This is a genomic window from Micromonospora sp. NPDC048040 (assembly GCF_055587185.1).
The window spans coordinates 84,796-111,132 of sequence record NZ_JBVJGT010000013.1 but is presented as its reverse complement, the minus strand read 5'-3'; the positions used below and the strand labels follow the sequence as shown (position 1 = coordinate 111,132).

Here is a 26,337-nt window from a genome sequence, read left to right as displayed (position 1 = left end):
CGCGGACGACAGGACTTTACCTACCATGTGTCGGGCTCGGGTCACCGAGCGCTGTCAGGAGGTCGAGTGTCCACCGTCGTCATCAAGCGGCCACCCCGACGTCCGGCGCCGGAGATCCCGGTCGGCGAGCTGCCGGTGGACGCGCCGCCGGAGATCCCCGCCGTCGCCGGCGGGCGCTGGCAGCAGCTGCTGATGGTGCTGCCGATGCTCGGCGGCACGGTGGCGATGGCGATGATGTTCGGTCGCGGCGGCGGGGCGTACTCGTACGTGGTCGGGGCCATGTTCGGGCTCTCCTCGCTGGCCATGCTGGTGACCTCGTGGGGCAGCGCCTCGGGCACCCCGAAGAAGTCGGAGATGATGGCCGCCCGGCGGGACTACCTGCGGCACCTGACCGCGCTGCGCCGCCGGGTCCGGCACACCGCCGGGCAGCAGCGCGCCGGGCTCTACTACCGGCACCCAGATCCCGGCCGGCTCTGGTCGACCGTCGACAGCCACCGGGTCTGGGAACGGCGCCCCGCCGACCCGGACTTCGCGGTGGTCCGGGTCGCCGTCGGCCCGCAGACCCTCGCGACCCCGCTGGTCCCGCCGGTCACCCGCCCGCTCGAGGAGCTGGAGCCGATGACGGCGGGCGCGCTGCGCCGGTTCCTGGACGCGTACTCCGTGGTGCCCGACCTGCCGGTGGCACTCTCGCTGCGCAGCTTCGCCCGGGTCTTCGTCCGGGACGCCACCGGCGGTCCGGGCGACGGGTCGGCCGGCCAGGCGCTGGCCCGGGCGATGCTCGCCCAGCTCGCGGTCTTCCACGCCCCGGACGAGCTGCTCGTCGCGGTCTGCGCCGGGCCGGAGCGGCGGGCCGCCTGGGAGTGGGTCAAGTGGCTGCCGCACGCCCACCACCCCACCCGCACCGATGCCCTCGGCCCGGTGCGGCTGGTCACCAGCGCGGCGGCCGAGCTGGAACGGCTGCTCGACGAGGTGCTGGCCAGCCGGTCCCGGTTCAGCCCGGCCGGGCCCGCCACCGACGGCCCGCACGTGGTGGTGGTGCTCGACGGGGGCGACCTGACCGGCGCCACCGACCTGACCGGGGACGGCGGCATCGACGCGGTGACGGTGATCGACCTGGACACCCCGCCGCCGCGCCTGCTGGACCGGTTCGCGCTGCTGCTGGAGCTGCGCCACGGCCGGCTGCACTCCCACTCCGCCGAGGGGCACGCCGAGGTGGGCACGGCGGACCGGCTCGACCCGGTCGACGCCGAGGCGATCGCCCGACGGCTGGCCCCGCTGCGGCTGGCCACCGCCGTACGCGGCCCGGACGCCCCGCCGGGCGCCGAGCCGGGCCTGCCCGAGCTGCTCGGTCTCGGCGACCCGGCGGGCTTCACCGCCGAGCAGGGCTGGGCGCCCCGCTCCGCCCGGGAGCGGCTGCGGGTGCCGATCGGGGTGGGCACCGACGGCGGCGCCATCGAGCTGGACCTCAAGGAGTCGGCGCAGGACGGGATGGGGCCGCACGGCCTGCTGATCGGGGCGACCGGCTCCGGCAAGTCGGAGCTGCTGCGCACGCTGGTGCTCGGGTTGGCCGCCACGCACAGCTCGGAGCAGCTCAACTTCGTGCTGATCGACTTCAAGGGCGGCGCCACGTTCGCCTCCTTCGACCGGCTCCCGCACACCGCCGCGGTGATCACCAACCTGGCCGACGCGCTCCCGCTGGTCGACCGGATGGTCGACGCGATCAACGGCGAGCTGGTCCGCCGCCAGGAGCTGCTGCGCCGGGCCGGCAACTTCGCCAGCCTGCGCGACTACGAACGCGCCCGCGCCGCCGGCACCCCGCTCGCCCCGTTGCCGTCGCTGCTGCTGATCTGCGACGAGTTCTCCGAGCTGCTCTCGGCCAAGCCCGACTTCATCGACCTCTTCGTGCAGATCGGCCGGCTGGGCCGGTCGCTCGGCGTCCACCTGCTGCTGGCCTCGCAGCGGCTGGAGGAGGGGCGGCTGCGCGGGCTGGACACCCACCTGTCGTACCGGATCGGGCTGCGGACCTTCTCCGCGCTGGAGTCCCGGACGGTGCTCGGCGTGCCGGACGCGCACGAGCTGCCCCGCTCCCCCGGGCACGGCTACCTGCGCTTCGGCACCGAGCCGCTGGTGCGGTTCAAGGCCGCGTACGTCTCCGGGGTGCTCCGCCGACGCGACGCGGCACCGGGCGCGGGCGGCGCGGGAGCCCCGCGCCTGCTCGCCTTCTCCACGCACCTCGTGCCGAAGCCGGAGCCGGTCGGGCCGCCCGCGCTGACCGCCTCGGCCGACGAGGGCGACACCGGGAGCCTGCTGGAGCTGATGGTCGACCGGCTGGCCGGCCAGGGCCCGCCCGCGCACCAGGTCTGGCTGCCCCCGCTCGGGCGGGCGCCGGCGCTGGACGAGCTGCTCGGGCCGGTCGCCGCCGACCCGGCGCGCGGGCTCGCCTTCGGCAACCCGGAGCTGCACGGCGCGTTGCAGGTGCCGGTGGCGGTGGTCGACAAGCCCTTCGAGCAGCGCCGCGACCTGCTCTGGTTGTCGCTGGAGGGCGCCGCCGGGCACGTCGCGGTCGTCGGCGGGCCGCAGAGCGGCAAGTCGACGGCGCTGCGCACGCTGATCTGCGCGCTGGCGCTCACCCACACCCCGGCCGAGGTGCAGGTCTACTGCCTCGACTTCGGCGGCGGCGGGCTGGCCGCGCTGCGCGACCTGCCGCACGTCGGGGGCGTCACCGGCCGCGCCGACCCGACGGCCGTCCGGCGTACGGTCGGCGAGATCGCCACCCTGCTGGTCGACCGGGAACGCCGCTTCGCCGAGCTGGGCGTGGAGTCGATGGCCGCCTGGCGACAGCGGCGGGCCGCGGCGGCCGGCACCGGCCAGCCGGGCGCCGACCCGTTCGGCGACGTGTTCCTGGTGGTGGACGGCTGGGCCACCCTGCGCGGCGAGTACGACGACCTGGAGCCGCTCGTCACCGACCTGGCCACCCGCGGCCTGTCGTACGGGGTGCACGTGGTGGCGACGGCGGTGCGCTGGCTGGACTTCCGGCCGGCGATCCGGGACCTCTTCGGTTCCCGGCTGGAGCTGCGCCTCGGCGACCCGTCCGACTCGCTGGTGGCCCGCCGGGCGGCGACGAACGTACCGGAGAAGACCCCCGGCCGGGGCGTCACCGCGGAGAGCCTGCACTTCCTCACCGCGCTGCCGCTGCTGGCCGCCTCCGGCGGGGACACCACCGATCTCGTCAAGCAGGTCGCCGGGAACTGGACGGGGCCGGCCGCGCCCCCGGTGCGGCTGCTGCCGCCGGTGCTCCCGTACGCCGAGCTGGACCTGACCTCGACCACCGGCCTGCGCATCCCGGTCGGGATCGCCGAGGCGGACCTGCGCCCGGTGGTGCTGGACTTCGCCACCGAGCCGCACTTCGTGGTCTTCGGCGACGCCGAGTGCGGCAAGTCGTCGTTCCTGCGCGCGCTGGCCACCTCGATCATCACCCGGTTCACCCCCGAGCAGGCCCGGGTGATCCTGGTCGACTACCGGCGCAGCCTGTCGGACCTCACCGAGGCCCCACACCTGATCGGGTACGGCTCCGCCGCGGCGCACACCACCGAGCTGATCGACTCGGCCGCCGGCTACATGCACGGCCGGGCTCCCGGGCCGGAGGTCACCCCCGCGCAACTGCGGGAGCGGTCGTGGTGGTCCGGGCCGGAGCTGTTCGTGCTCGTGGACGACTACGACCTCGTCGCCGGCGGGCCGGCCAACCCGCTGCGCGCGCTGGAGGAGCACCTGCCGCACGCCCGGGACGTCGGGCTGCACCTGGTGCTCGTCCGGCGCTCCGGCGGCGCCGGCCGGGCCCAGTACGAGCCGATCGTGCAGCGCCTCCGCGAGCTGTCCACGGCCGGGCTGGTGATGGCGGGCAGCCCGGACGAGGGGGCGCTGGTCGGCCCGGTCCGGCCCGGTCCGCTGCCCCCGGGACGCGGCCGGCTCGTCACCCGGCGCGAGGGCGTACGGCTGGTCCAGCTGGCGTATCTGCCGTCGCCGTGACGGGTGTCCCCGGATCGCCCCGCAAGGCCGCGGGGAACCGGTAATCTCCGATCGTCATGTTTGCGTCTGGGATGAACGGCTTGAGGATGTGACCACGGTGCGGCACAGCTGTCCGCCGGCGGGCCGGCGGATCGCCGGACGCGCGTTGCTCGGGGTGGCGGCCGCCGTCGCCTCGGTCGCCGGGCCGGTCACCCCGGCCGACGCCGCCCCCCGACCGGTCGCCGCCGCCCGGCCGGCCGCCGCCGTCCCGGTGCCGCTCGCGCCCACCGACAGCCAGAGCCGCCCCGACCAGATCCGCGACGAGCAGTGGCAGCTCGACGCGTTGCAGGCGAAGGCGGCCTGGCGCAGCTCGACCGGGCGCGGGGTCACCGTCGCGGTGATCGACTCCGGGGTGGACGCCTCCCACCCCGACCTGGCCGGTCAGGTGCTGCCCGGCCTCGACCTGGTCGACCCCGGGGGCTCCGCCGACGAGCCCGACCCGGTCGGCCACGGCACGACCGTGGCCGGGCTGATCGCCGGGCGGAACGACGACAAGCGCGGCGCGGTCGGCCTCGCGCCGGAAGCCCGGATCCTTCCGGTCCGTGTCCTCGACGCCGAGAACCGCTACGACGACGCGATGATCGTCGCCAAGGGTGTGCGCTGGGCCGTGGACAACGGCGCCCAGGTGATCAACCTGTCCCTCGGCGGCAGCGGCGACAGCGCCGCCCTGGCCGCCGCGATCGACTACGCCTTCGCCCGGGACGTGGTGGTGATCGCCTGCACCGGCAACGTGGCCGCCTCATCCAGCTCAGAGGTCTGGTACCCGGCCCGGGAGCCCGGCGTGATCGCGGTCGCCGGGCTGGACCGCGACAGCGACGACCTCTGGTCCGGGTCGATCACCGGGCAGGCCACGGTGCTCGCCGCCCCGGCCACCGGCCTGGTCGGGGCCCGCCCCGGCGGCTACTGGCGCGTGCAGGGCACGAGCTTCGCGGCGCCGCTGGTCGCCGCCACCGCCGCGCTGGTGCGGGCCCGCTACCCGCGGCTGTCCGCCGGCGACGTGGTGAACCGGCTGCTGACCACCGCCCGCGACATCGGCCCGACCGGTCGGGACGACCAGTTCGGATACGGCCTGGTCGACCCGGTCGCCGCGCTGGACGCCGAGGTGACCCCGGTGGGCCGCAACCCGCTCGACGACCAGTCCTCGCCCGGCGTGGTCGGGTTCGGTCCCGCGCCCGGCTCGGCGCAGGCCGACGTCTCCGGGGCCGGCAGCGACCAGCTCGGCTTCACGGTGCCGCGCGGGCAGACCCGCTGGGCGGCGCAGCCGGCGGGCACCCACGAGGAGGCCACGCCGGAGCGGCTCTGGACCGGGGCCGCCCTCTTCGTCGCCCTGCTCACCGGGGCCGCGCTGATGGTGCGCCGGTTCCGCCAGTGGACCCCGCTGGCCGCCCCGCGTCGCCCGGCCCGGGTGGAGCGCCGCCCGCCCGCGAGCTGAGCCGGCGGGCGAGTTGGCAGTTCGGGCCGGCGGGTTGGGGCGGCGGCCGGGCCGACCCGACCAGCACCCGCACGGCGAGGGCGATCCGACTGCCCGGTCCGCGTCTGACCGGCCCGTGTCCCGGGTAGAACAGATGCCATGAGCACGTCGGGCCCGCGTACCCTCGCCGCGCCGCCGCGACCCTCGTGGCGCAGCCGCCGCCTGCACCCGGACCACTCCCGCGGCCTGCGGCTCACCCTCGCCGTCGGGGCCGCGTTCCTGGTGGTGGTGCCGTTCACGCTGCTGGCGCTCCTGGTCCTGGGAGACTGGCCCCCGCTACGCCGGCTGGACACGGCGGTGACCGACGCGCTGGCCGGCTACGCCGCCGACCACCCGGCGTGGGTACGCCTGATGTCCCTCTGGACCGACGTGTTCGCCCCGATGCCGCTGCGTGTCGGCGCACTGGTCCTGGTCCTCTGGCTGGTGGGGCGGGGGGCCCGGCAACTGGCGGTCTGGGTCGCCGTCACGATGACGGTGGGCGGCCTGCTCAGCCCACTGCTCAAGCTGCTCTTCGGCCGGTCGCGGCCCGACCTGCCCGACCCGGTGGCCCAGGCGCCCGGCCTGGCCTTCCCGTCGGGGCACGCGCTCAACGCCGCCCTGGCCGCCGGGGTGCTGCTGGTGGTGTTCCTCCCGCACGCCGGGCCGGTCGCCCGCCGGCTGGTGGTCGCGGCCGCGCTGCTGCTCGCCCTGGTGACCGGCTTCAGCCGGGTCGCCCTCGGCGTGCACTGGACCAGCGACGTGCTGGCCGGCTGGCTCCTCGGCGTGGCCGTGGTCGCCGCGACCGCCGCCGCCCTCACCGTCTGGCGGGCCACCCCGCCCGGCCGCCCGGCCCGACGCGGGCAGCGCCCGCCGGACGCGGACGGCCCGGGCCGGCCGGCAGAGCCCGGCCCATCGGGTGCCGACCGCCGGGAACGGCCGTCAGGACATGGGCCGGCGCGCGCCGGGCGCCCGGGACCGCCGTCGGAACCCGGGCCGGCGGGCGGTGTGGCACCGCGCTGACGGGTCTCCGCGCCGACGCCGACCGGGATGCCTCCCGTCGCCCCCGCGACCCGGCGGGCAGCGGTCAGGTGCACTCGCCGGTGCCGACGGCGCGGGTGCGCTCGGCACCGGCCAGGGCGACCGGGCGGGCCTCGGCCGCGGTCACCGCGAACCCGGTGTTCGGGTCGTCGGCCGCCGCCGCGAAGATCACCCCGAGGACCAGCCCGTTCGACGAGACCAGCGGGCCGCCGGAGTTGCCGCTCTGCACGAGCGCCCGGATCGTGTATATCTCCCGGGTCACGTTGCCGGCGGAGTAGATGTCCGGCCCGGTGATCCGGTCGACGTCCCGGACCCGCGCCGACTGGGCGTTGTACGGCCCGTCGAGCGGGAAGCCCAGCACGATGGCGTCCGCGCCGCTACCCGCGTTGCCGGCGGCGAAGCGCATCGAGGGGCCGGGCAGCCCGGGCACGTGCAGCACGGCCAGGTCCCGATCGGGGTCGTAGACGACCACCTTGCTGTCGTACCGGTCGCCGTTCAGCTCGACGACCGTGGAGCGGGTGCCGGCGACGACGTGCGCGTTGGTCATCACCCGGTCGTCCGCGTAGACGAAGCCGGAGCCCTCGATGCGGCGCGAGCAGCTCGGGGCGGAGCCGAGCACCTTGACGACCGACCGCTGGCTGTTGACCACCACCTGCGAGCCGGCGAGCGCCGGGTCGGGCGGGGACACCTGCCGGGCGCGGGTGGGCGCCAGGTCGCCGAAGACGTCGGGGAAGCCGTTGGTGTCGACGGTGTCCCGCAGCGCGGTGGAGAGCTGCTGCGCCTGGTCCGGCAGGACCCGGTCCACCACGGTGAGCAGCGCGCTGTTGCGGACCGAGGAGGCCAGCCAGGGCAGTGACGACGAGCCCAGCGGCACCGCGACGAGCCAGGCGACCAGCAGCACGGCGAAGAGCGAGACGAACGCCCCGCCGACGTCGTCGGCCCGCCTGCCCACGTCGCTGGTGATCACCTTGCGCAGGTGGGAACCGACCCAGCCGGCGAGCGCCTGGCCGACCACCGCCAGCCCGAAGACCGCCACCAGGGAGATCAGCACGCGGGTGCCGCTGTCGACGAACTGCTGCGCCAGCAGCGGCCCGACCTGGAGACCCACCAGCGCGCCCAGGAAGAAGCCGCTGAACGACAGCACCCCGATGACGAAGCCCTGGCGGTATCCGCTGATCGCGAACACGAGCATGAGCAGCAGCAGTACGAGATCCACGGCGGACACGCGTCAAGCGTACGGGCACCCGGCCCGCGAAATTACCATCGCGTGCGGAAGGTGACCGTCCGTTCAGCGCACCGGAGTCTCGTCCACCGCGTCCGTACCGGCCGAGGGCGCCGGGGTGGCCCCGGTCGGCGGCAGGTCGACGACCCGGTCGCGCGGCCACGGGCGGGCCCAGCCGCCCATCTCCAGCAGGGCGGCCAGGACCCCGGCGGTGAAGCCCCAGACGAGCATCCCGCGCGCCGAGAACGCCGGGCCGATCCAGCCGCTCGGGTGGCGTACGCGCATCCGGTTCTCCGGGTCGACCAGCTCGCTGACCGGCAGCCGGGCCACGTGCGCCACCTCGGCCGGCTCCCGGGGGTGCACCGGGTGCGGGGCGTGCCACCAGGCGAGCACAGGGGTGACCACGAAGTCGCTGACCGGGATCCAGAGCTTCGGCAGCTCGGCCAGGACGGTGACGCTGGCCGGGTCGAGGCCGACCTCCTCGTTGGCCTCGCGCAGCGCGGTCGCCAGGGCGTCCGCGTCCTCCGGGTCGGCCGCGCCGCCGGGGAAGGCCGGCTGGCCGGCGTGGTTGCGCAGGGTGGCCGCCCGCTGGAGGATCAGCACGTCCGGGCCGGCGCCGGGCTCCTCGCCGAGCAGCACCAGCACGGCGCTCTCCCGCCCGCCGGTCTCCGGGGTGGCCAGCCTGGTGAAGTCCTCGCTGCGCGCACTGCCGAGCCGGGCGAGCAGCGGGTCGAGCCAGCCCGGCGGCTGTCGGCTCACGCCGTCACCTCCGCGCCCCACCGCGCCCACCGGCGGCGCCCGCCCGCACCTGCGCGCCCGCGGCTCACGCCGGCACCGTCAGGCCGAGGTGCTGCCGGACCAGTTCCGCCAGGCGGGCGTCGTCGAGCGTGCCGGAGGAGTCGACGTGCCGGACGTTGCCCTGCCCGTCGACGAAGACGGTCAGGGGGATGGCCTTGCGCCTCAACTCCTGCTTCAGCCGCTCGCCCCGGTCGACCAGCACCGGGAAACGGATCCCGAAGTCCTCGCCGATGGCCTGGGCACCCTCGCGACTGTCCCCGCTGTTCACCCCGATCACCCGGAGCTGGCCGGCGGCCCGGTCGCTGAGCCGCTGGAAGGCGGGCAGTTCGTCGCGGCAGGGCGGGCACCAGGAGGCCCAGACGTTGACCACGGCCGGGCCGCGCAGCTCCCGGAGGGCGACCGGCGCGCCGCCGGTGAAGCAGTCCAGGGTCAGGTCGGGCAGCGCCTGCCCCGCACCCCCGGACGCCGACGCCGGGGCGCCGGACGCGGGCGGGGTGCCGAGCGCCGTGCAGTCCTGGAACGGCGACGGCCGGTTCGCGGCGGCCTCCTGGCGGCCGGTCGGGGCGCTCTCCTCCTCGGTGCCGTTGCCGGCGGTGCACCCGCCCACGGCCAGCAGCACGGGCACGAGCAGGGCAACGAGTCGGCGGTTCACCGTGGTTCGCGCCTGCGGGGCTCGCAACACCGGCTCACTCCTCGCGCTCATCGGTTCACCGTGGTTCGCGACTGCGGGGCTCGCAACACCGGCTCACTCCTCGCGCTCACGGTGCCTCCGCCACGACGGCCTGGACGGGCACCAGCTCCGGGTCGACCCCCGCGGCCACCGCCAGGTCCCGGGCGCGGGGGCCCTTGAGCAGCCGCGCGGCCGCCGCCGGCTCGGTCGGCCCGGTGCCGTACGACGGGCAGAGCTTCGCCAGCGTGCACGCGCCGCAGGCCGGCTTGCGGGCGTGGCAGACCCGCCGGCCGTGGAAGATCACCCGGTGCGACAGCATGGTCCAGTCCCGCCGGGGGAAGAGCGCCCCGATCGCGTGCTCGATCTTCACCGGGTCGGTCTCGGCGGTCAGCCGCCAGCGCTGCACCAGCCGCCCGAAGTGGGTGTCGACGGTGATCCCGGGCACACCGAAGGCGTTGCCGAGGATGACGTTGGCGGTCTTGCGGCCGACGCCGGGCAGCGTCACCAGGTCGACGAGCTTGCCGGGGACCCGGCCGTCGTACCGCTCGACGAGGGCCTGGCCGAGCTTGATCAGGGAGTCGGTCTTGTTGCGGTAGAAGCCGGTGGGCCGGATCAGCTCCTCCATCTCCGTCCGGTCCGCCCCGGCGTAGTCGGCGGCGGTCGGGTAGCGGGCGAAGAGCTTCGGGGTGACCTCGTTGACCTTCTTGTCCGTGCACTGCGCGGAGAGGATCGTCGCGACGGCCAGCTCCAGGGGGCTGGAGTGGTCGAGTTCACAGTGCGCGTCGGGGTGGGTCTCGGTCAGCGCCCGGCCGATCCGCCGGGCGCGGCGCGTACGCCCGAGGTCGGTCTCGGTGAAGCCGGAGGAGCTGGTGGTCACGCCGGCCAGCCTACGTCGCCGGTGTGACCGGACGCCGGGGCCACGCGCCCGCGCCGCCCGGTCAGCCGCCCTGCGGCGGGCTGATCGCCCCGGAGTCGTCGAACCGGGCGCCGGTCTCCGGGAAGTCGCTGCGGGTGAGCTGCTTCACGAGGCCCAGGCCGCGGTCGTCGCCGTCCATCGTCGGCTTGCCGGCGGAGTTCATGTACGTCGAGACGAACGAGCCCCCGGCCCAGCTGCCGTCCGGCTTCAGCGACACCTTGAGCACCCCGCCCCAGCCGAGCCGGCCGGTGTTGCTCAGCGAGTTGCCCCCGCCGGCGAAGTTGCCCAGGCTGTACGCGATCAGCCGGCCCTTGTAGAACTCCATGCCGCGCAGCACGTGCGGGCCGTGCCCGACGATCAGGTCCGCCCCCGCGTCGATCATCGCCTTGGAGAACTTGACGGGGTCGCCCCGGTTCTCGCCGAGGAACATCTCGGTGCCCGGCCGCACCCGGGTCTTGTCGGCCCCCTCGCCGCCCATGTGCACCTGCACCACGACCACGTCGGCCTGACCGGCCGCCTTGGCGATCACCTGCTTCGCCTCGGCGATGTCGACGAGGCTGTTGGACCAGACGTACGACGAGAAGCCGGCGACCGCGACCTTGACCCCCTTGACGTCGACCACGGTGATCTGGTCGGGCGCCCCGGTGTGCGCGAGGTCGTACTTCTCCAGCGCCTTCTGGGTGTTCTCGTAGCCCTTCGGGCCGTAGTCGTAGCCGTGGTTGTTGGCCTGGTTGAGCAGGTCGAAGCCGGCGTCGCGCAGGTGCGCCGCGTAGTCCGGCGGGGCACGGAACTGGAAGCAGCGGGTCGAGTTCGGGCCGCACTTGCCGGTGCCGGTGTCGACGGTGAGCGGCTCCTCCAGGTTGCCCATCACCAGGTCGGCGGCGAGCGCCTTCTCGACCGAGTCGAAGAAGCCCTTGCCACCGTTGGCGGGCAGCCGGTTCGGCGCGTTGCCCATGATGATGTCGCCGGTCGCGGAGAGAGAGATCGCCTGCTCTGCGGGCTTCGCGGGCTGGCTGGACCGGACCGGGGCGCCGGTGCCGCCGGCACCCGCGCCGGGCTGCCAGACGGGGTCGCCCCCGGACCCGGGCTGGCCGCAGCCGGCGGCGAGCAGGACGGCGAGCAGCGCGCCCAGGGCGAGTGCGACGCGGCGGGGCGGAGGGGAGGCGGCAGCGTACATCGAGCGCGACCCTATCGGGTATGCAACGCCGGGACGAGACCCGATCGGACGGATGTTCAGCCAGTCGGCCGATCGGACCACGGGACCACGGTGCCCGCCCCACCGGCCGTCACGGCGGCGTACACGGCCCGGGCCAGCGGGGCTCCCCAGGTGGAGCGCGGTCCGCCGTACGCCGACTCCGGGCCGTCGAGCGGGCAGAGCACGGTGACGGCGTCGGTGGGGGTGCCGGTGCCCGGCACGCCCAGCTCCGCGATCGCCTGCGCCTTCGCCTCGGTGGCGGTCGCCACCGCGTTGACCAGGGCAGCGTCGCCGAGCCGGGCCGGGACGTACACCACGATGTTGACCGTGCCGACCCGCTGGCCGGGCGCCGCCGGGGCGGGCTCGGCCGCCCAGACCGGGGTGCCCAGGCCGACGGTGGCCCAGACCCGCACCCCGGTGTCCGTGCGGGCGACCACCTCGGCGACGTCCACCCCGGTCAGCAGGCCCACCCCGGGCCCGTCGAGGTCGAGCCCGCCGGCCAGTGCGGCCAGGTGGTCGGCCGGGTCGTCCCGGTCGTACGACATGGGTACGGTCGCGTTGACGACCCAGCGCCGGACGCCGATCCCGCCGCCCAGCGGCGCGGAACTCACCGCGCGCAGCGGGCGGTCGGCGCGCCAGACCAGCAGCGGGACGTCCCGACCGTCCTCCCGACGGGCGGTCAGCACGGGTTCGCTCAGCACGCGGTGACCCTACGACCCGGCGCCCGCCGGCCCGCCGGCGCCCGGGACGGGCGCGCGATCTTACTGCTTGATCACGTCGGGCGGGTTACGCCCAACGATCAAGATTCCAGGGGTGCACCTCGGATTCCAGCTCACGTGCGCCTAGACTGGCCACGCGCGAGGGATCAGCGGACGGCGGACCCGGCCGACGGACGGCACGCGCAGGTGGAGGTGCGCGATGGACGAGGTACTGGCCCGCAGCGGGATCTTCCAGGGCGTCGACCCGGAGGCTGCCGAGGCGCTCGCCAAGGAGATGGAGACGCTCGAGGTCCGCAAGGGCGAGATCGTCTTCAACGAGGGCGAGCCCGGCGACAGTCTCTACATCCTGCTGTCCGGCAAGATCAAGGTGGGTCGCCGGGCGGCCGACGGCCGGCAGAACCTGATCGCCGTGATGGGCCCGTCGGACATGGTGGGCGAGCTGTCGCTCTTCGACCCCGGCCCGCGTACGGCGACGGCCACCGCGGTCACCGACACCCGGCTGGTGCGGCTGCGCAAGCAGGCCCTGCGCCCGTGGCTGAACAACCGGCCGGAGATCGCCGAGCAGCTGCTCCGGGTGCTCGCCCGCCGGCTGCGGCGGACGAACGACTCGTTGGCCGACCTGATCTTCACCGACGTGCCCGGTCGCGTCGCCAAGAACCTGCTCCAGATGGCCGGCCGCTTCGGCACCCGCGACGGCGGCGTGCTCCGGGTGACCCACGACCTCACCCAGGAGGAGATCGCCCAGCTCGTCGGCGCCTCCCGGGAGACCGTCAACAAGGCGCTGGCCGACTTCGCCTCGCGCGGGTGGCTGCGCCTGGACGGCAAGAGCATCATCATCCTCGACCCGGAGCGCCTGGCCCGCCGCGCCCGCGTCTGACGCCGCCACGGCCGGGGTCCACCCCGGCCGCCTCGGCAACACCGGTCCGGACCGCACGCCCGCGGCCGGGCCGGTTCGCGTTCGGGCCCCGCAGCCACCGGAACCCCGACTGTTGTCTGCCCGACTGCCCGACTGCCGGTCTGTCGGCCTGCCGGTCTTCCGGTCTTCCGGTCTTCCGGTCTTCCGGTCTGCCGGTCTGCCGGGGGCAGAATCGCTGGACTCCGGCCGGGTCGGTGGGCATGGTGGAGCGATGCTGGACCGCGTCGCCGTCCTCTCCGACATCCACGGGGTGCTGCCCGCGCTGGAGGCCGTGCTGGCCGAGCCGGACGTCGCCGCCGCCGACCTGATCGTGCTCACCGGCGACATCGCCGCCGGACCGCAGCCGGTCGAGGTGCTCGACCTGCTCGCCGGCCTCGGCGACCGGGTCTGCTGGGTGCGCGGCAACGCCGACCGCGAACTGGTCGAGGCGCGCGCGGGCCGCAAGTCGCCGATCGACGTCTCGAACTGGGCGGCCGAGCAGCTCCGCGCCGACCACCTCGCCCGGCTGGCGGCGTTGCCGCTGACGGTGACCCTGGAGGTCGCCGGCCTGGGTCCGGTGCTCTTCTGCCACGCCACGCCCCGCGACGACGAGGAGGTCGTGCTCGTCGACTCCCGGATGGATCGCTGGGCGGAGGTGCTCGCCGGGGTGCCGGCCGAGGTGGGGACGGTGGTCTGCGGACACACCCACATGCCGTTCACCCGGCTGGCCGACCGGCGGCTGATCGTCAACCCGGGCAGCATCGGGATGCCCTACGGCGGCCCCGGCGCCTTCTGGGCGCTGCTCGGGCCCGGGGTGCACCTGCGCCGCACCCGTTTCGACGTCGACGCCGCCTGCGCCCGGGTGGCCGCCGAGTCGGGCTTCCCCGACGCCGCCGAGTGGGCGGACGAGTACCTGCGCTCCCGACACAGCGACGCCGACGCGCTCGCGGTGTTCGCCCCCCGCGACGGCCGCTGAGCCGCCAGCCCCGCAGCCTGCGGCCCTGCCTGTCGCCCTGCGGCCCTGTCGCCCTACGGTCCTGCGGCCCTGCCTGCCTGCCTGTGGCCCTGGTCCCTCGACGCCGGGCCCGCTCCGGCGAACCGTGCCCCATCCATCGGGGCAGCTCGACAGCGTGCGAAAGGGGTCGCCTCGGCCGGCTCCGGCATCCTCGGACGACCGCGTGATCGGTCCCGTCGAAGGCCCACCCCCGACACGTCCGGATGGCCGGTCCCGCCGACGTCGGCCAGCCGGCCAGGACCGGGCCAGGTGACGCTCGACAGCCGGCCGACCCGGAAAAAGTCAGTCTTGACTGTTTGTTTCGGTGGCGGCACGCTGTCCCCGTGCCCACCACATCGACCCGCGTCCCTCAACAGGAGCGCAGCCGCGCCACCCAGGCCCGGCTGCTGGAGGCGACCGTCGAGTGCCTGGTGGAGCACGGCTGGGCCGGCACCACCACCACCGTCGTCGCGGCCCGCGCCGGCGTCTCGCGCGGCGCCCAGCTCCACCACTACCCCACCAAGGCCGCGCTGGTCACCGCCGCCGTCGCGCACCTCACCGAACGCCGGGCCGAGGAGCTGCGCAGCGAAGCCGAGGCGCTGCCGCCCGGCCCGCAGCGCCTCGACCGGGTGATCGACCTGCTCGGCGCGGCCTTCACCGGCCCGCTCTTCGTCGCCGCCCTCGAACTGTGGGTCGCCGCGCGCACCGACCGGGAGCTGCGCGAGGCCCTGCTGCCGCTGGAGGCCCGGGTGGGCCGCGAGATGCACCGACTCACCGTCGCGCTGCTCGACGTGGACGAGCGCCGCCCGGGCGTACGGGAGGCGGTGCAGGCGACCCTGGACCTGCTCCGCGGGCTGGGCGTGGCCAACCTGCTCAGCGACGACTCGTCCCGCCGCACCGTCCTGCTGCACACCTGGAAGCGCCAGCTCGCCGCCCTGCTCACGCCCTGACCGCCGCCCTGATCGGGCCGTCCCGCACCGGAGGCACCATGGTCGACCCGAAGGACCTGCTCGCGGATCTGGCCGACGAGGCCGAGCAGCTGGACGGCCTGGTGGACGGCCTGTCACCGGGCGACTGGGCGCGGCCCACCCCGGCGGCCGGCTGGAGCATCGGGCACCAGATCGCCCACCTCGCCTGGACCGACCAGGTGGCGCTGCTCGCCGCCACCGACCCGGAGGCGTTCATCGCGTCCGTGGCCGCCGCTCCCGACCCGGCGCGGCTCGTCGATGCCGGCGCGGAGGATTTCCTCGCCCCGCAGACCGAACTGCTGCCCCGCTGGCGTGCCGGCCGGGCCGCGCTCGCCGCCGCGCTGGCCGTGGTGCCGGAGGGCGGGAAGCTGCCCTGGTTCGGCACCCGGATGTCGCCCGCCTCGATGGCCACCGCCCGGATCATGGAGACGTGGGCGCACGGTGCGGACGTGGCGGACGCGCTCGGCGTCGTCCGCCCCGCCACGGCCCGGCTGCGGCACGTCGCGTACCTCGGCTTCCGCACCCTCGGCCACAGCTTCGCCGCCCATGGTCGGCCGGTGCCGGCGGCGCCGGTGCGGGTCGAGCTGGCCGCGCCCGACGGCGACACCTGGACGTACGGGCCGGCCGGGGCCGCCGACCGGGTCACCGGCCCGGCGCTCGACTTCTGCCTGCTGGTCACCCAGCGGCGGCACCGCGCCGACCTGGCCCTGGCGGCGACCGGCCCGGTCGCCGACGAGTGGCTGGACGTCGCGCAGGCCTTCGCCGGCCCACCCGGCCCCGGCCGCCCGCCAGAGGCCGCCGGAGCCGGCGCGACCGGAACGCCGGCCGGCACCGGCGCGGGAGTGGCCGGCACCAGCGCGGCGGCCCGCACCGGCGCCGGGGTGGCGGCGGGCGGGGCCGATGCGGGCGCGGGCCAGGTACCGGCATGAGCGGCGTGCTGCGCGTCGGCAACGCCTCCGGCTTCTACGGGGACCGGTTCAGCGCGTGGCGGGAGATGCTCGACGGCGGCGAACTCGACGTGCTGACCGGCGACTACCTGGCCGAGCTGACCATGCTGATCCTCGGCCGGGACCGGCTGCGCGACCCGTCCCTCGGCTACGCGAAGACCTTCCTCCGCCAGCTCGAGGGGTGCCTCGGCACCGCCCTGGATCGGGGCGTGCGGATCGTCACCAACGCGGGCGGGCTGAACCCGGCCGGCCTGGCCGCCGCGATCGGATCGCTCGCCGACCGGCTCGGTCTGACCGTGCGCGTCGGCCACGTCGAGGGCGACGCCCTCCCGCGCCCGGACGCGCTGACGGCCAACGCCTACCTCGGGGCGTACGGCATCGCCGCCTGCCTGGACGGCGGAGCCGACGTGGTGGTCACGGGCCGGGTCACCGACGCGTCCCTGGTGGTCGGGCCGGCCATCGCCCGGTTCGGCTGGGGGCGCGACGACCTGGACGCGCTGGCCGGGGCGACCGTCGCCGGCCACCTCGTCGAGTGCGGGGCGCAGGTGACCGGGGGGAACTTCAGCTTCTTCACCGAGTTGCCCGACGGCGGGCACCGCCCCGGCTTCCCGATCGCGGAGCTGCACCCGGACGGCTCCTGCGTGATCACCAAGCACCCCGGCACCGGCGGCGCGGTCACCGTGGAGACCGTCACCGCCCAACTGCTGTACGAGGTCGGCGGGCCGGCCTACCTCGGGCCGGACGTGGTGGCCCGGCTCGACACGGTCGAGCTGAGCGCCGCCGGGCCGGACCGGGTGCGGGTGAGCGGCGTCCGGGGCGCCCCGCCGCCGGACACCCTCAAAGTGGGCGTCACCAACCTCGGCGGCGTCCGCAACTCGATGACCTTCGTCCTCTGCGGGCTCGACATCCCCGCGAAGGCGGCCCTGGTCCGGGGCCAGGTCGAGGAGGCGGTCGGCACGGAGGGGCTGGAGTTCACCCTGGCCCGCACCGACCACTCCGACGCCACCGACACCGAGGCGGCAAGCGCGCTGCTGCACGTACACCTGCGGGACGGCGACCGGGCGCGGGCCGGGCGGGCCTTCTCGGCGGCCGCGGTGGAGCTGGCCCTGGCCTCCTATCCGGGCTGCACGCTGACCACGCTGCCCGGCGACGCGGCGCCCTACGGGGTCTTCACCGCCGACACCGTGCCGCAGGACGCGGTGCCGCACGTCGCGGTGCTGCCCACCGGGGAGCGGCTGCCCGTCCCGCCGCCGCCCCGCACCGCCGGCGCGCCCGACAGGCCGGCGTCCGCCGCCGACCCGCCCCCGCCCGTGTCGGCCGAGCCGGCAGCGGCCGGTGACCGACGCGGGGCCGCCCCGGGGCGGCCCGCCGCGCCGGCCGGCCGACCGACCCGGCGCGCGCCGCTCGGTGAGCTGGTCGGGGCCCGCTCCGGCGACAAGGGCGGCGACGCCAACCTCGGCGTCTGGGCCCGCACCGACGCGACGTGGTCGTGGCTGCGCGGCTGGCTCACCGAGGCCCGCCTGCGCGAACTGCTGCCGGAGACCGCCCCGCTGGCCGTGGAGCGGTACGAGCTGCCGAACCTGCGGGCGGTCAACTTCGTCGTCCGGGGGCTGCTCGGGCAGGGGGTGGCCGCCTCCACCCGCTTCGACCCGCAGGCCAAGGCGCTCGGCGAGCTGCTCCGCTCCCGGGTCGTCGACCTGCCGGCGGACCTCGCGCCCGGGGCGGCCGGCACGACCACCACCCGGGAGGAGCCGTGACCATCGTCGACACCCCGGAACGGCGGCAGCTCCGGGAGCTGACCCGGGCCTTCGTCACGCGGGAGGTGCTGCCGCACCTCGACGACTGGGAGCGGGCCGGCGAGGTGCCCCGCTCGCTGCACGAGACGGCCGCGAAGATCGGCCTGCTCGGCGTCGGTTTCCCGGAGGCGGTCGGCGGCAGCGGCGGCGACCTGCTCGACTCGATCATCGTCACCGAGGAGGTGATCCGCTCCGGCGGCTCGTCCGGGCTGGTCGCCGCGCTGTTCACCCACGGCATCGCGCTGCCGCACATGGTGGCCTCCGGTGACGGCGAGCTGATCGACCGGTACGTCCGGCCGACGCTGGCCGGGACGATGATCGGCGCGCTGGCGATCACCGAGCCGGACGGCGGCTCGGACGTGGCGGCCGTCCGCACCTGCGCACGGCGGGACGGCGACCACTACGTGGTCAACGGGTCGAAGACCTACATCACCAGCGGGGTCCGCTCCGACTTCGTCACCACCGCCGTCTGCACCGACTTCCCCGGATCCGGCTCGCTCAGCCTGCTCGTGATCGAGAAGGGCACCCCGGGCTTCACCGTGGGCCGGCGGCTGGAGAAGCTGGGCTGGCACTGCTCGGACACGGCCGAGCTGTCCTTCGTGGACGTGCGGGTGCCGGTCACCAACCGGATCGGCCCCGAGGACACCGCCTTCCTGGCGATCATGCAGAACTTCGCCAGCGAGCGGCTGTCGCTGGCGACCCAGGCGTACGCGACCGCGCAGCGCTGCGTCGAGCTGGCCGCCCGCTGGTGCCGGGACCGGTCCACGTTCGGCCGTCCCCTGGCGAGCCGGCAGCTCGTCCGGCACCGGCTGGCCGAGATGCACACCCGCAGCGAGGCGGCGCGGGCGTACGTGCACCAGGTGGCGGCGCGGGTGGCGGCCGGCGAGCCGGTGGTGACCGAGGTGGCGATGGCGAAGAACGTCGCCGTGGCGGCCTGCGCCGAGGTGGTCGACCAGGCGCTCCAACTGCACGGCGGCTACGGCTACCTGCGCGACGCCGAGGTGGAGCGGCACTACCGGGACTCGCGGATCCTCGGCATCGGCGGCGGCACCACCGAGATCATGAACGAGATCATCGCGAAGGGCATGGGCCTGTGAGTGCGAGGAGTGAGCCGGGTCTGCGAGCCCCGCAGCCACGAACGAAGGATGCTCCGTGAGTGCGAGGAGTGAGCCGGGTTCGCGAGCCCCGCAGCCACGAACGAAGGATGCTCCGTGACGACGCTGCGGAGCGCGATCGACCCGTCCTCGCCCGGCCACCGGGCCAACCGCGAGGCCCTGCTGGAGCGCCTCGCCGAACTGGAGGCCGCCCTCGACCAGGCCCGGGCCGGCGGCGGGGAGAAGTACGTGACCCGCCACCACCGGCGGGGCAAGCTGCTGCCCCGGGAACGGGTCGAGCTGCTGCTCGACCGGGACAGCCCGTTCCTGGAGCTGTCCCCGGTGGCGGCGTACGGCACCGACTTCCCCGTCGGGGCGAGCGTGGTGACCGGCATCGGGGTGGTCGAGGGCGTCGAGTGCCTCGTCGTCGCGAACGACCCGACGGTACGCGGCGGCGCGGTGAACCCGTGGTCCCTCGCGAAGACCCGCCGGGCCGGCGAGATCGCCCTGGCCAACCGGCTGCCGATGGTGAACCTGGTCGAGTCGGCCGGCGCCGACCTGCCCACCCAGGCGGAGATCTTCATCCCGGGCGGCCGGGTGTTCCGCGACCTGACCCGGCTCTCGGCGGCGAGGATCCCCACGGTCAGCGTGGTCTTCGGCAACGCGACCGCCGGGGGCGCGTACGTGCCGGGGATGTCCGACCACGTGGTCATGATCCGGGACCGGTCGCAGGTCTACCTGGCCGGGCCGCCGCTGGTGAAGATGGCCACCGGCGAGGTCACCGACGACGAGTCCCTCGGCGGGGCGGCCATGCACGCCAGCACGTCCGGCCTGGCCGACTTCCTCGCCGCCGACGAGCGGGACGGCCTCCGGCTGGCCCGGCAGTGCGTACGCCGGTTGAACTGGCGCAAGCAGGGGCCACCGCCGCGCGACCCGTTCCCCCGGCCGCCCAGGTACGACCCGGAGGAGCTGCTCGGCATCGCCAGCGCCGACCTGAAGGTGCCGTTCGACCCGCGCGAGGTGCTGGCCCGGGTGCTCGACGGCAGCGAGTTCGACGAGTTCAAGCCGGCCTACGGCACCGCCCTGGTGACCGGCTGGGGCGAGCTGCACGGCTACCCCGTCGGGGTGCTGGCCAACGCCCGGGGCGTGCTGTTCAGCGAGGAGGCGCAGAAGGCGGCGCAGTTCATCCAGCTCGCCAACGCCGCCGACACCCCGCTGGTCTTCCTCCAGAACACCACCGGCTACATGGTGGGCACCGAGTACGAGCAGCGCGGCATCATCAAGCACGGTGCGCTCATGATCAACGCGGTGTCGAACTCGACCGTGCCGCACCTGACGGTCAACCTCGGCGCCTCCTACGGGGCCGGCAACTACGGCATGTGCGGCCGGGCGTACGAGCCACGGTTCCTGTTCACCTGGCCGAACGCCAGGTCGGCGGTGATGGGGCCGGCGCAGCTCGCCGGCGTGCTGTCCATCGTGGCCCGGCAGGCCGCCGCCGCCCGCGGGCGCGACTACGACGAGGACTCCGACGCCGCGATGCGGATGATGGTCGAGCAGCAGATCGAGTCCCAGTCCGGCGCGCTCTTCCTCTCCGGGCGGCTCTACGACGACGGGGTGATCGACCCCCGGGACACCCGTACCGTCCTCGGGCTCTGCCTGTCGGCGATCCACAACGCCCCGGTGCGGGGCGCCGACGGCTTCGGCGTCTTCCGGATGTGATCTCCCGTGACCGCGAGGAACGCAACGGAGCGGAGTCCCGCAGCCGCGAACGAAAGGCAGGCACCGCGCGAATGATCACCCGACTCCTCGTGGCCAACCGGGGCGAGATCGTCCGCCGGGTCTTCGCCACGTGCCGGGCGCTCGGCATCGGGACGGTGGCCGTGCACTCCGACGCCGACGCCGACGCGCCGTTCGTCGCCGAGGCCGACCACGCCGTCCGGCTGCCCGGGAACATGCCCGCCGAGACGTACCTGCGGATCGACCTGGTCCTCGACGCGGCCCGCCGGGCCGGCGCGGACGCGGTCCACCCCGGCTACGGCTTCCTCGCCGAGAACGCCGAGTTCGCCACGGCGGTCACCGACGCGGGGCTGACCTGGGTGGGCCCGCCGGCCAAGGCGATCGCCGCGATGGGCGACAAGGTGGCGGCGAAGGCGCTGCTCGCCGAGGCGGGCGTGCCGATGCTCCCCACCTGGACCGACGCCGACGAGATCACGGACTTCCCGGTGCTGGTGAAGGCGGCGGCCGGCGGCGGCGGGCGCGGGATGCGCGTCGTCCGCGACGCCGCCGACCTGGCCGAGGCGGTCGCCTCCGCGCGCCGCGAGGCGGCGGCGGCGTTCGGCGACGGCACGGTCTTCGTCGAGCGGTACGTCGAGCGGGGCCGGCACGTCGAGGTGCAGATCTTCGGCGACGCGCACGGTACGATCGTCGCCCTCGGCGAGCGGGAGTGCTCGATCCAGCGCCGGCACCAGAAGATCGTCGAGGAGGCCCCGGCGGTCGTCCCGGCGGACCTGCGCCGGCGGCTGCACGAGGCGGCGTTCGCGGCCGGCCGGGCGGTCGACTACGTCGGCGCGGGCACGGTGGAGTTCCTGCTCGCCCCGACCGGGGAGTTCTTCTTCCTGGAGATGAACACCCGACTCCAGGTCGAACACCCCGTCACCGAGGCGGTCACCGGGCTGGACCTGGTGCGCCTGCAACTGCTCGTCGCCGAGGGCGGGCCGCTGCCGCTGGCGGCGACGCCGCCGACCCGCGGCCACGCGATCGAGGTACGCCTCTGTGCCGAGGACCCGACGCAGGGCTGGCGGCCGGCGACCGGCACCCTGCACCGGATCGCGGTGCCCGGGGTGTCCGCCGAGTTCGGCCCGCTGCCCGGCCCGGGCCTGCGGCTCGACTCCGGCGTGGTCGACGGCTCGCCGGTCGGCGTCCACTACGACTCGATGCTGGCCAAGCTGGTCGCCTGGGGGCAGACCCGGGCCGAGGCGACCCGGGCGCTGGCGGGCGCACTGGCCCGCGCCGAACTGCACGGCGTCACCACCAACCGGGACCTGCTGGTCCGGGTGCTGCGCAGCGACGACTTCCAGGCCGCCGAGCTCGACACCGGCTTCCTCGACCGGCACCCCGAGGTCCTCGCCCCGCTGCTGCCGGCCGACCGGCTGCCGCTCGCGGCGCTGGCCGCCGCCCTCACGGGTGCCGCCGGCCGCCGCGCCGCCGCGCCGACGCTGGCCGGGCTCCCCTCCGGCTGGCGGAACGTGCCGGCGTTTCCCCAGGTCGCCCGCTTCTCCGGCCCCGGCGGTGGCGAGATCGAGGTCCGTTACCGGCTGGACCGCACCGGCGCGCTCGCCGAGTGGTCCACGGATCCCGCGATCGACCACCCGGTCAGCCTGGTCGAGGCCGCCCCCGACCGGGTGGTGCTCGACGTCGACGGGGTGCGGCGGGCCTACCGCGTACGCCGGGCCGGGTCGGCGGTCTTCGTGGACGGCCCGGACGGGGCGGCGGGCCTGGCCGAGCTGCCGCGCTTCCCGGAGCCCACCGCGGAGCTGGCGGCCGGGTCGCTGGTCGCGCCGCTGCCCGGCGCGGTGACCCGGGTGCACGTCGAGGTCGGCCAGCGGGTGGCGGCCGGCGACCTGCTGCTGACCCTGGAAGCGATGAAGCTCGAACATCCCGTGCTCGCCCCGACCGGCGGTGTGGTCGCCGAGCTGCCGGTGCCCGCCGGCGGGCAGGTCGACACGGGCACCGTGCTGGCCGTGGTCGACCCCGAGTGATCCTGGAGGCCCCGCGATGAACTTCGACCTCACCCCCGAGCAGGACCAGCTCCGCGACGCGGTCCGCGCGCTGGGCCGGCGGTACGGCCACGACTACTTCGTCACCCGGGCCAAGGCCGGCCAGCACACCACCGAGCTGTGGGACGAGGCCGGCCGGCTGGGCTACCTGGGGGTCAACGTCCCCACCGAGTACGGCGGCGGCGGGGGCGGGATCACCGAGCTGGCCATCGTCTGCGAGGAGCTGGCGGCGGCCGGCTGCCCGCTGCTGCTGCTCGTGGTCTCCCCCGCCATCGCCGCCACGGTGATCGCCAGGCACGGCACCGAGGAGCAGCGCAAGCGCTACCTGCCCGGCTTCGCCGACGGCTCGCTGAAGGTGGTCTTCGCCATCACCGAGCCGGAGGCCGGGTCGAACTTCCACCGGCTGGGCACGGTGGCCCGCCGCGACGGCGACGACTGGCTGGTCTCCGGCCGCAAGTGCTACATCTCCGGCGTCGACGAGGCGTCGTACGTGCTGGTGGTGGCGCGGGTCGCTGTCGAAGACGGCCACGCCGGCGCGGGGGACGCGGCTCCGCAGAAACTGAAGCCGGCGCTGTTCATGGTGCCGACCGACGCGCCGGGGCTGACCCGGTCCAAGCTGGACATGGAGATCGTGTCCCCGGAGAACCAGTTCCTGCTCTACCTCGACGACGTGCGGGTGCCCGCCGACGCGCTGGTCGGCGAGTCCCTGGACGCCGGCCTGCCGGCGTTGTTCGCCGGGCTCAACCCGGAGCGGATCACGGTCGCCGCGATGGGCGTCGGCACCGGCCGGTACGCCATCGAGCGGGCCTCGGAGTACACCGCCGCCCGCAAGGTCTGGGGCGGCCGGAGCATCGGCTCGCACCAGGGCGTCGCGCACCCGTTGGCGCACGCGGCCGTGCAGGTCGAGCTGGCCCGGCTGATGATCCACAAGGCGGCCACCCTCTACGACGCCGGCCGGGACCTGGAGGCCGGGGTGGCCGGCAACATGGCCAAGTACGCGGCCGGGGAGGCGGCGGCGCTGGCCGTCGACACCGCCGTCCAGGTGCACGGCGGGGCCGGCATGACCACCGAGTACGGGGTGGCGACGCTGCTCGGCGCGGTACGGGCCGGCCGGATCGCCCCGGTCAGCCGGGAGATGATCCTCAACTTCGTCGCCCAACACGTCCTCGGCCAGGACAAGTCGTACTGACGGCGGGGCCGGGGTACGGCGGGCGCGCCCGATCGCCCGCCGTACCCCGGGTCCTCAGCGGATGGTCAGCGAACCGACCGCCGGCAGCGGCGCGACCACCGGCGGGAGCCGCTTCGGCTCGCCCCGGCCCGGCGCGCCCTCGGCCGCGAGGGCGCTCTTCGACGACTCCGCCCGCCGCGTCGCCCCCGGGTTCCCGGGCAGCTCGGCGAACGGCTGGACGTCGCCCTTGCAGACCGTGCCCTTCGCCGGCAGCGTGCCCCGGACCAGGTAGGCGTCCACCGCGCCGGTCACGCAGGCCGAGGTCCCGTACGCGGTGTGCCCCCAGCTGTCGCTGCTCAGCAGGCGGCTGTTCGGCAACAGCCTGGCCGCGCCGACCGCGCCCCGGTAGTTGGTCGACGGGTCCCAGTAGTTGCCGACCACCAGCACCGGCGCGGCGGTGCGCCGGTTGAACGGGCCCGGGTAGGCGTCCTCGTCCCGCACCGTCCACGTCTTCCGGGCGCAGGGCGAGCTGCCCCAGGTCCACAGCCGGCCGAAGTACGGATCCCGCTTGTCGGCCTTCGCCGCCAGCGCCGGGAAGGAGGCGGCGTCCGCCGGGTGGTAGGCGTCGGTGCAGTCCACCCCGAGGAACGTCTCCAGCCCGTTGTCGTACGGGAAGTCGTACCGGCGGGCCTGCTCGCGGGCCGTGGCGGCGCGCCGGACCACGTCGGCGCGCGCCTGCTGGCGGGCGGTCGCGCCCGACGCCGGGTCGGTGAGCACCAGCAACTCGGCGGTGAGGCCGACGACCTGGTCGTAGCCGGCGGGGCTGTAGAGCGCGCCCAGGGTGGCGGAGACGAAGTCGGCGTAGCTGACGCGGACGAGGCCCAGCTCGGGATCCTCGATCACCAGCGGCTTGGCCCGCAGCCGCTGCGCCACCAGCTCGAACGACGCGAGGGGGTCGCCCTGGGCCAGCGGGCAGACCTCGGCACCGGCCCTGTCGCAGCGCACCAGGATCTCCCGCAGCGCCTTGTACGCGCCCTGCGCGCTGCGCAGCCGGTCCTCCTGGGACAGCGTGCGCGCCCTGCCCCGGCCGACCCAGGCGTCCGCGTCGAGCACCCCGTCGATGGCCAGGGCACGGACCCGGTCCGGGAACATGTTGGCGTAGTACTGGCCGAGCGCGCTGCCGTAGCTGAAGCCGAGGTAGGTCAGCTTCGGGTCGCCGACGGCACGGCGCAGCACGTCCATGTCCCGGGCGACCTCGGCGGTCGACATCGCGCCGGTGAGCGGCCGGCCCGTGCTGGAGCAGCCCTTCCCGACCGCCTTCGACGACGCGACGTACGCCTTCTCCTCGGCCTTCGTCCACGGGAACGCCACGTTGAGCCCGGCGTACGCCCGGGTCTGCTCCTTGACCGACGGGAAGCACCTGACCTGCTCGCTCGCGCCGACGCCGCGCGGGTCCACGCCGATGATGTCGAACCGGTCGAGCACCTCGTCACCGAGGAAGTACGGCGCGGCGAGCGCGACGTCGGTGCCGGAGCCGCCGGGGCCGCCCGGGTTCAGGAAGAGGCTGCCGATCCTGCGCTGCTGGTCGCGGGCCTTCACCCGCAGCACGGCGATCTCGGTCGTCGGGCCGTTCGGCCTGTCGTAGTCCAACGGGAGCTGGACGGTGGCGCACTCGGCGTAGTCGTAGCAGGCGTACCAGTCGAGATCGGGCGTGGGCACCCGGTCGACCCGGCGTGCCTCCTCCGGGCTGGTCCGGTCGGACGTGGCCGGGCGGCCCCAGCCGGTCGGGGACGGTGCGGCGGCGGCAGCGGGCGCGACCGCCGATCCGGCGAGGATGACGCCGGCGATACCGGCGGCGGCGAGGGACCGGGTTCGTCGTGGCATGTGGACCCTTCCGGTGGACGACAGGACGGGTCGGGGCGAGGCCCGACCCTTCGCACTCTAGGGATCGCGGGCAATGAATGCCGCCCGACGTGGGGCCGCATATCCGACAATCCGTCGGCCCGGTGTAACGAGTTCCCGACGACCGACGCTGTTCTCGCCCGACCCGGCGGACGGCCACAACTCCCACGGGTGGGCCCGGCCGCACCCGGCCCGGCCGCCCGGCAGGTCCGGCTAGTCGAGGCCGGCCATCCAGGCGGGCGTGGACGCGTCCGGCTCGCCCGGCACGTGGTCGTCCACCACCCGCCAGCCGTCGGGCCCCTCGCGGAGCAGCAGGAAGCCGACGACCTCGCTGGACGGGGCTCCCACGCCGTAGACGTCGCCGCCGTCCACAGTGGCCATCTTGATCGCACAGACCGCGTCCGGGTCGGGTTCCGCCTGCGCGCACTGCCCCACGTAGCGGGCCCCGGAGGCGGCCGAGAGGTAGCGGGCCACCGCCTGGTCCACGGTGGCGGAGCCACCGCCGCCCGGGGACGACGACGCCCCGGGCGCGGTGGCGCTCCCGACGGTCGGCGTCGGCGCGGTTGCCGGCTCGGATGGACGGTCGGACCCGCAGGCGGCCAGCACGCCCGACACCAGCACGGCGGCGACGATCCGACAGAACCGGGACACCGGCGCTCCTCTCTCCTGGTAAAGACCTGCACCGGAGATCATCGCACCGGCGGTGGCGCCTCCGGTTGACAGC

At 75.4% G+C, this 26,337-nt stretch carries 18 protein-coding genes and 2 pseudogenes; 12 read left to right on the top strand and 8 right to left on the bottom strand.

Annotated elements, in window-relative coordinates; translation table 11 throughout:
• Positions 1 to 66: 66 nt before the first annotated feature.
• The 3 genes and pseudogenes from eccCa to ACZ6O2_RS15920 form a co-directional block, all read left to right on the top strand.
• Entirely contained in the window at positions 67 to 4,026 is a 3,960-nt protein-coding gene (gene eccCa / locus ACZ6O2_RS15930; RefSeq protein WP_466023331.1) for a type VII secretion protein EccCa, read from the top strand.
• 88 nt (positions 4,027 to 4,114) lie between these two features.
• Entirely contained in the window at positions 4,115 to 5,497 is a 1,383-nt protein-coding gene (gene mycP / locus ACZ6O2_RS15925) for a type VII secretion-associated serine protease mycosin (protein ID WP_466023330.1), read from the top strand.
• A gap of 138 nt (positions 5,498 to 5,635) precedes the next feature.
• A pseudogene (locus tag ACZ6O2_RS15920) lies at positions 5,636 to 6,373 on the top strand (phosphatase PAP2 family protein); the annotation flags it as partial.
• A 226-nt stretch (positions 6,374 to 6,599) separates the two neighbouring features.
• Here the strand turns inward: ACZ6O2_RS15920 and ACZ6O2_RS15915 are convergent.
• From ACZ6O2_RS15915 to ACZ6O2_RS15890, 6 genes are all read right to left on the bottom strand, one after another.
• Positions 6,600 to 7,778 (bottom strand): MarP family serine protease, encoded by a 1,179-nt coding sequence (locus ACZ6O2_RS15915; RefSeq protein ID WP_350709467.1) that lies wholly within the window; start codon positions 7,776 to 7,778, stop codon positions 6,600 to 6,602.
• 63 nt (positions 7,779 to 7,841) lie between these two features.
• The gene (locus ACZ6O2_RS15910; RefSeq protein WP_350709469.1) at positions 7,842 to 8,534 is read right to left on the bottom strand and encodes an NUDIX hydrolase; all 693 of its coding nucleotides are present in this window, start codon (positions 8,532 to 8,534) and stop codon (positions 7,842 to 7,844) included.
• 64 nt (positions 8,535 to 8,598) lie between these two features.
• Positions 8,599 to 9,225 carry a TlpA family protein disulfide reductase gene (locus ACZ6O2_RS15905; RefSeq protein WP_466023359.1) on the bottom strand — a complete coding sequence of 209 codons (627 nt, stop codon included), beginning with the start codon at positions 9,223 to 9,225 and terminating at the stop codon, positions 8,599 to 8,601.
• A gap of 106 nt (positions 9,226 to 9,331) precedes the next feature.
• Entirely contained in the window at positions 9,332 to 10,120 is a 789-nt protein-coding gene (gene nth, locus ACZ6O2_RS15900) for an endonuclease III (RefSeq protein ID WP_350709471.1), read from the bottom strand.
• Positions 10,121 to 10,181: 61 nt separating this feature from the next.
• Entirely contained in the window at positions 10,182 to 11,336 is a 1,155-nt protein-coding gene (locus ACZ6O2_RS15895; protein ID WP_350709473.1) for a CapA family protein, read from the bottom strand.
• A 56-nt stretch (positions 11,337 to 11,392) separates the two neighbouring features.
• Positions 11,393 to 12,055, bottom strand: coding sequence for an adenosylcobinamide amidohydrolase (locus ACZ6O2_RS15890; protein ID WP_350709475.1), 663 nt, complete (start codon positions 12,053 to 12,055; stop codon positions 11,393 to 11,395).
• A gap of 217 nt (positions 12,056 to 12,272) precedes the next feature.
• Between ACZ6O2_RS15890 and ACZ6O2_RS15885 the strand changes: the two genes are divergently transcribed.
• The 9 genes and pseudogenes from ACZ6O2_RS15885 (at position 12,273) to ACZ6O2_RS15845 (ending at position 23,732) form a co-directional block, all read left to right on the top strand.
• Entirely contained in the window at positions 12,273 to 12,950 is a 678-nt protein-coding gene (locus ACZ6O2_RS15885) for a Crp/Fnr family transcriptional regulator (RefSeq protein WP_089003062.1), read from the top strand.
• Between the two features lie 250 nt (positions 12,951 to 13,200).
• On the top strand, positions 13,201 to 13,944 hold the full coding sequence (locus ACZ6O2_RS15880; RefSeq protein ID WP_466023329.1) for a metallophosphoesterase family protein: 744 nt from the start codon (positions 13,201 to 13,203) through the stop codon (positions 13,942 to 13,944).
• Between the two features lie 362 nt (positions 13,945 to 14,306).
• Positions 14,307 to 14,912 carry a TetR/AcrR family transcriptional regulator gene (locus ACZ6O2_RS15875; RefSeq protein ID WP_466023328.1) on the top strand — a complete coding sequence of 202 codons (606 nt, stop codon included), beginning with the start codon at positions 14,307 to 14,309 and terminating at the stop codon, positions 14,910 to 14,912.
• Between the two features lie 38 nt (positions 14,913 to 14,950).
• Positions 14,951 to 15,727, top strand: a pseudogene (locus tag ACZ6O2_RS15870) (TIGR03084 family metal-binding protein); the annotation flags it as partial.
• Between the two features lie 128 nt (positions 15,728 to 15,855).
• Positions 15,856 to 17,634: an acyclic terpene utilization AtuA family protein gene (locus tag ACZ6O2_RS15865; protein ID WP_466023327.1), complete on the top strand. Its 1,779-nt coding sequence runs from the start codon at positions 15,856 to 15,858 to the stop codon at positions 17,632 to 17,634.
• Positions 17,631 to 18,770 (top strand): acyl-CoA dehydrogenase family protein, encoded by a 1,140-nt coding sequence (locus tag ACZ6O2_RS15860; protein ID WP_350709483.1) that lies wholly within the window; start codon positions 17,631 to 17,633, stop codon positions 18,768 to 18,770. Before ACZ6O2_RS15865 ends, ACZ6O2_RS15860 begins: the two co-directional genes overlap by 4 nt.
• A gap of 114 nt (positions 18,771 to 18,884) precedes the next feature.
• Positions 18,885 to 20,486, top strand: coding sequence for an acyl-CoA carboxylase subunit beta (locus tag ACZ6O2_RS15855; RefSeq protein ID WP_466023326.1), 1,602 nt, complete (start codon positions 18,885 to 18,887; stop codon positions 20,484 to 20,486).
• Positions 20,487 to 20,557: 71 nt separating this feature from the next.
• Positions 20,558 to 22,525 carry an acetyl/propionyl/methylcrotonyl-CoA carboxylase subunit alpha gene (locus ACZ6O2_RS15850; RefSeq protein ID WP_466023325.1) on the top strand — a complete coding sequence of 656 codons (1,968 nt, stop codon included), beginning with the start codon at positions 20,558 to 20,560 and terminating at the stop codon, positions 22,523 to 22,525.
• A 16-nt stretch (positions 22,526 to 22,541) separates the two neighbouring features.
• Complete coding sequence (locus ACZ6O2_RS15845; protein WP_466023324.1) at positions 22,542 to 23,732, top strand: acyl-CoA dehydrogenase family protein; 1,191 nt, start codon at positions 22,542 to 22,544, stop codon at positions 23,730 to 23,732.
• 54 nt (positions 23,733 to 23,786) lie between these two features.
• Here ACZ6O2_RS15845 and ACZ6O2_RS15840 read toward each other — a convergent pair whose 3' ends face one another.
• Both ACZ6O2_RS15840 and ACZ6O2_RS15835 read right to left on the bottom strand, forming a co-directional pair.
• Positions 23,787 to 25,595 (bottom strand): alpha/beta hydrolase, encoded by a 1,809-nt coding sequence (locus tag ACZ6O2_RS15840; RefSeq protein ID WP_466023323.1) that lies wholly within the window; start codon positions 25,593 to 25,595, stop codon positions 23,787 to 23,789.
• Between the two features lie 231 nt (positions 25,596 to 25,826).
• Entirely contained in the window at positions 25,827 to 26,264 is a 438-nt protein-coding gene (locus tag ACZ6O2_RS15835; protein WP_466023322.1) for a hypothetical protein, read from the bottom strand.
• Positions 26,265 to 26,337 lie beyond the last annotated feature (73 nt).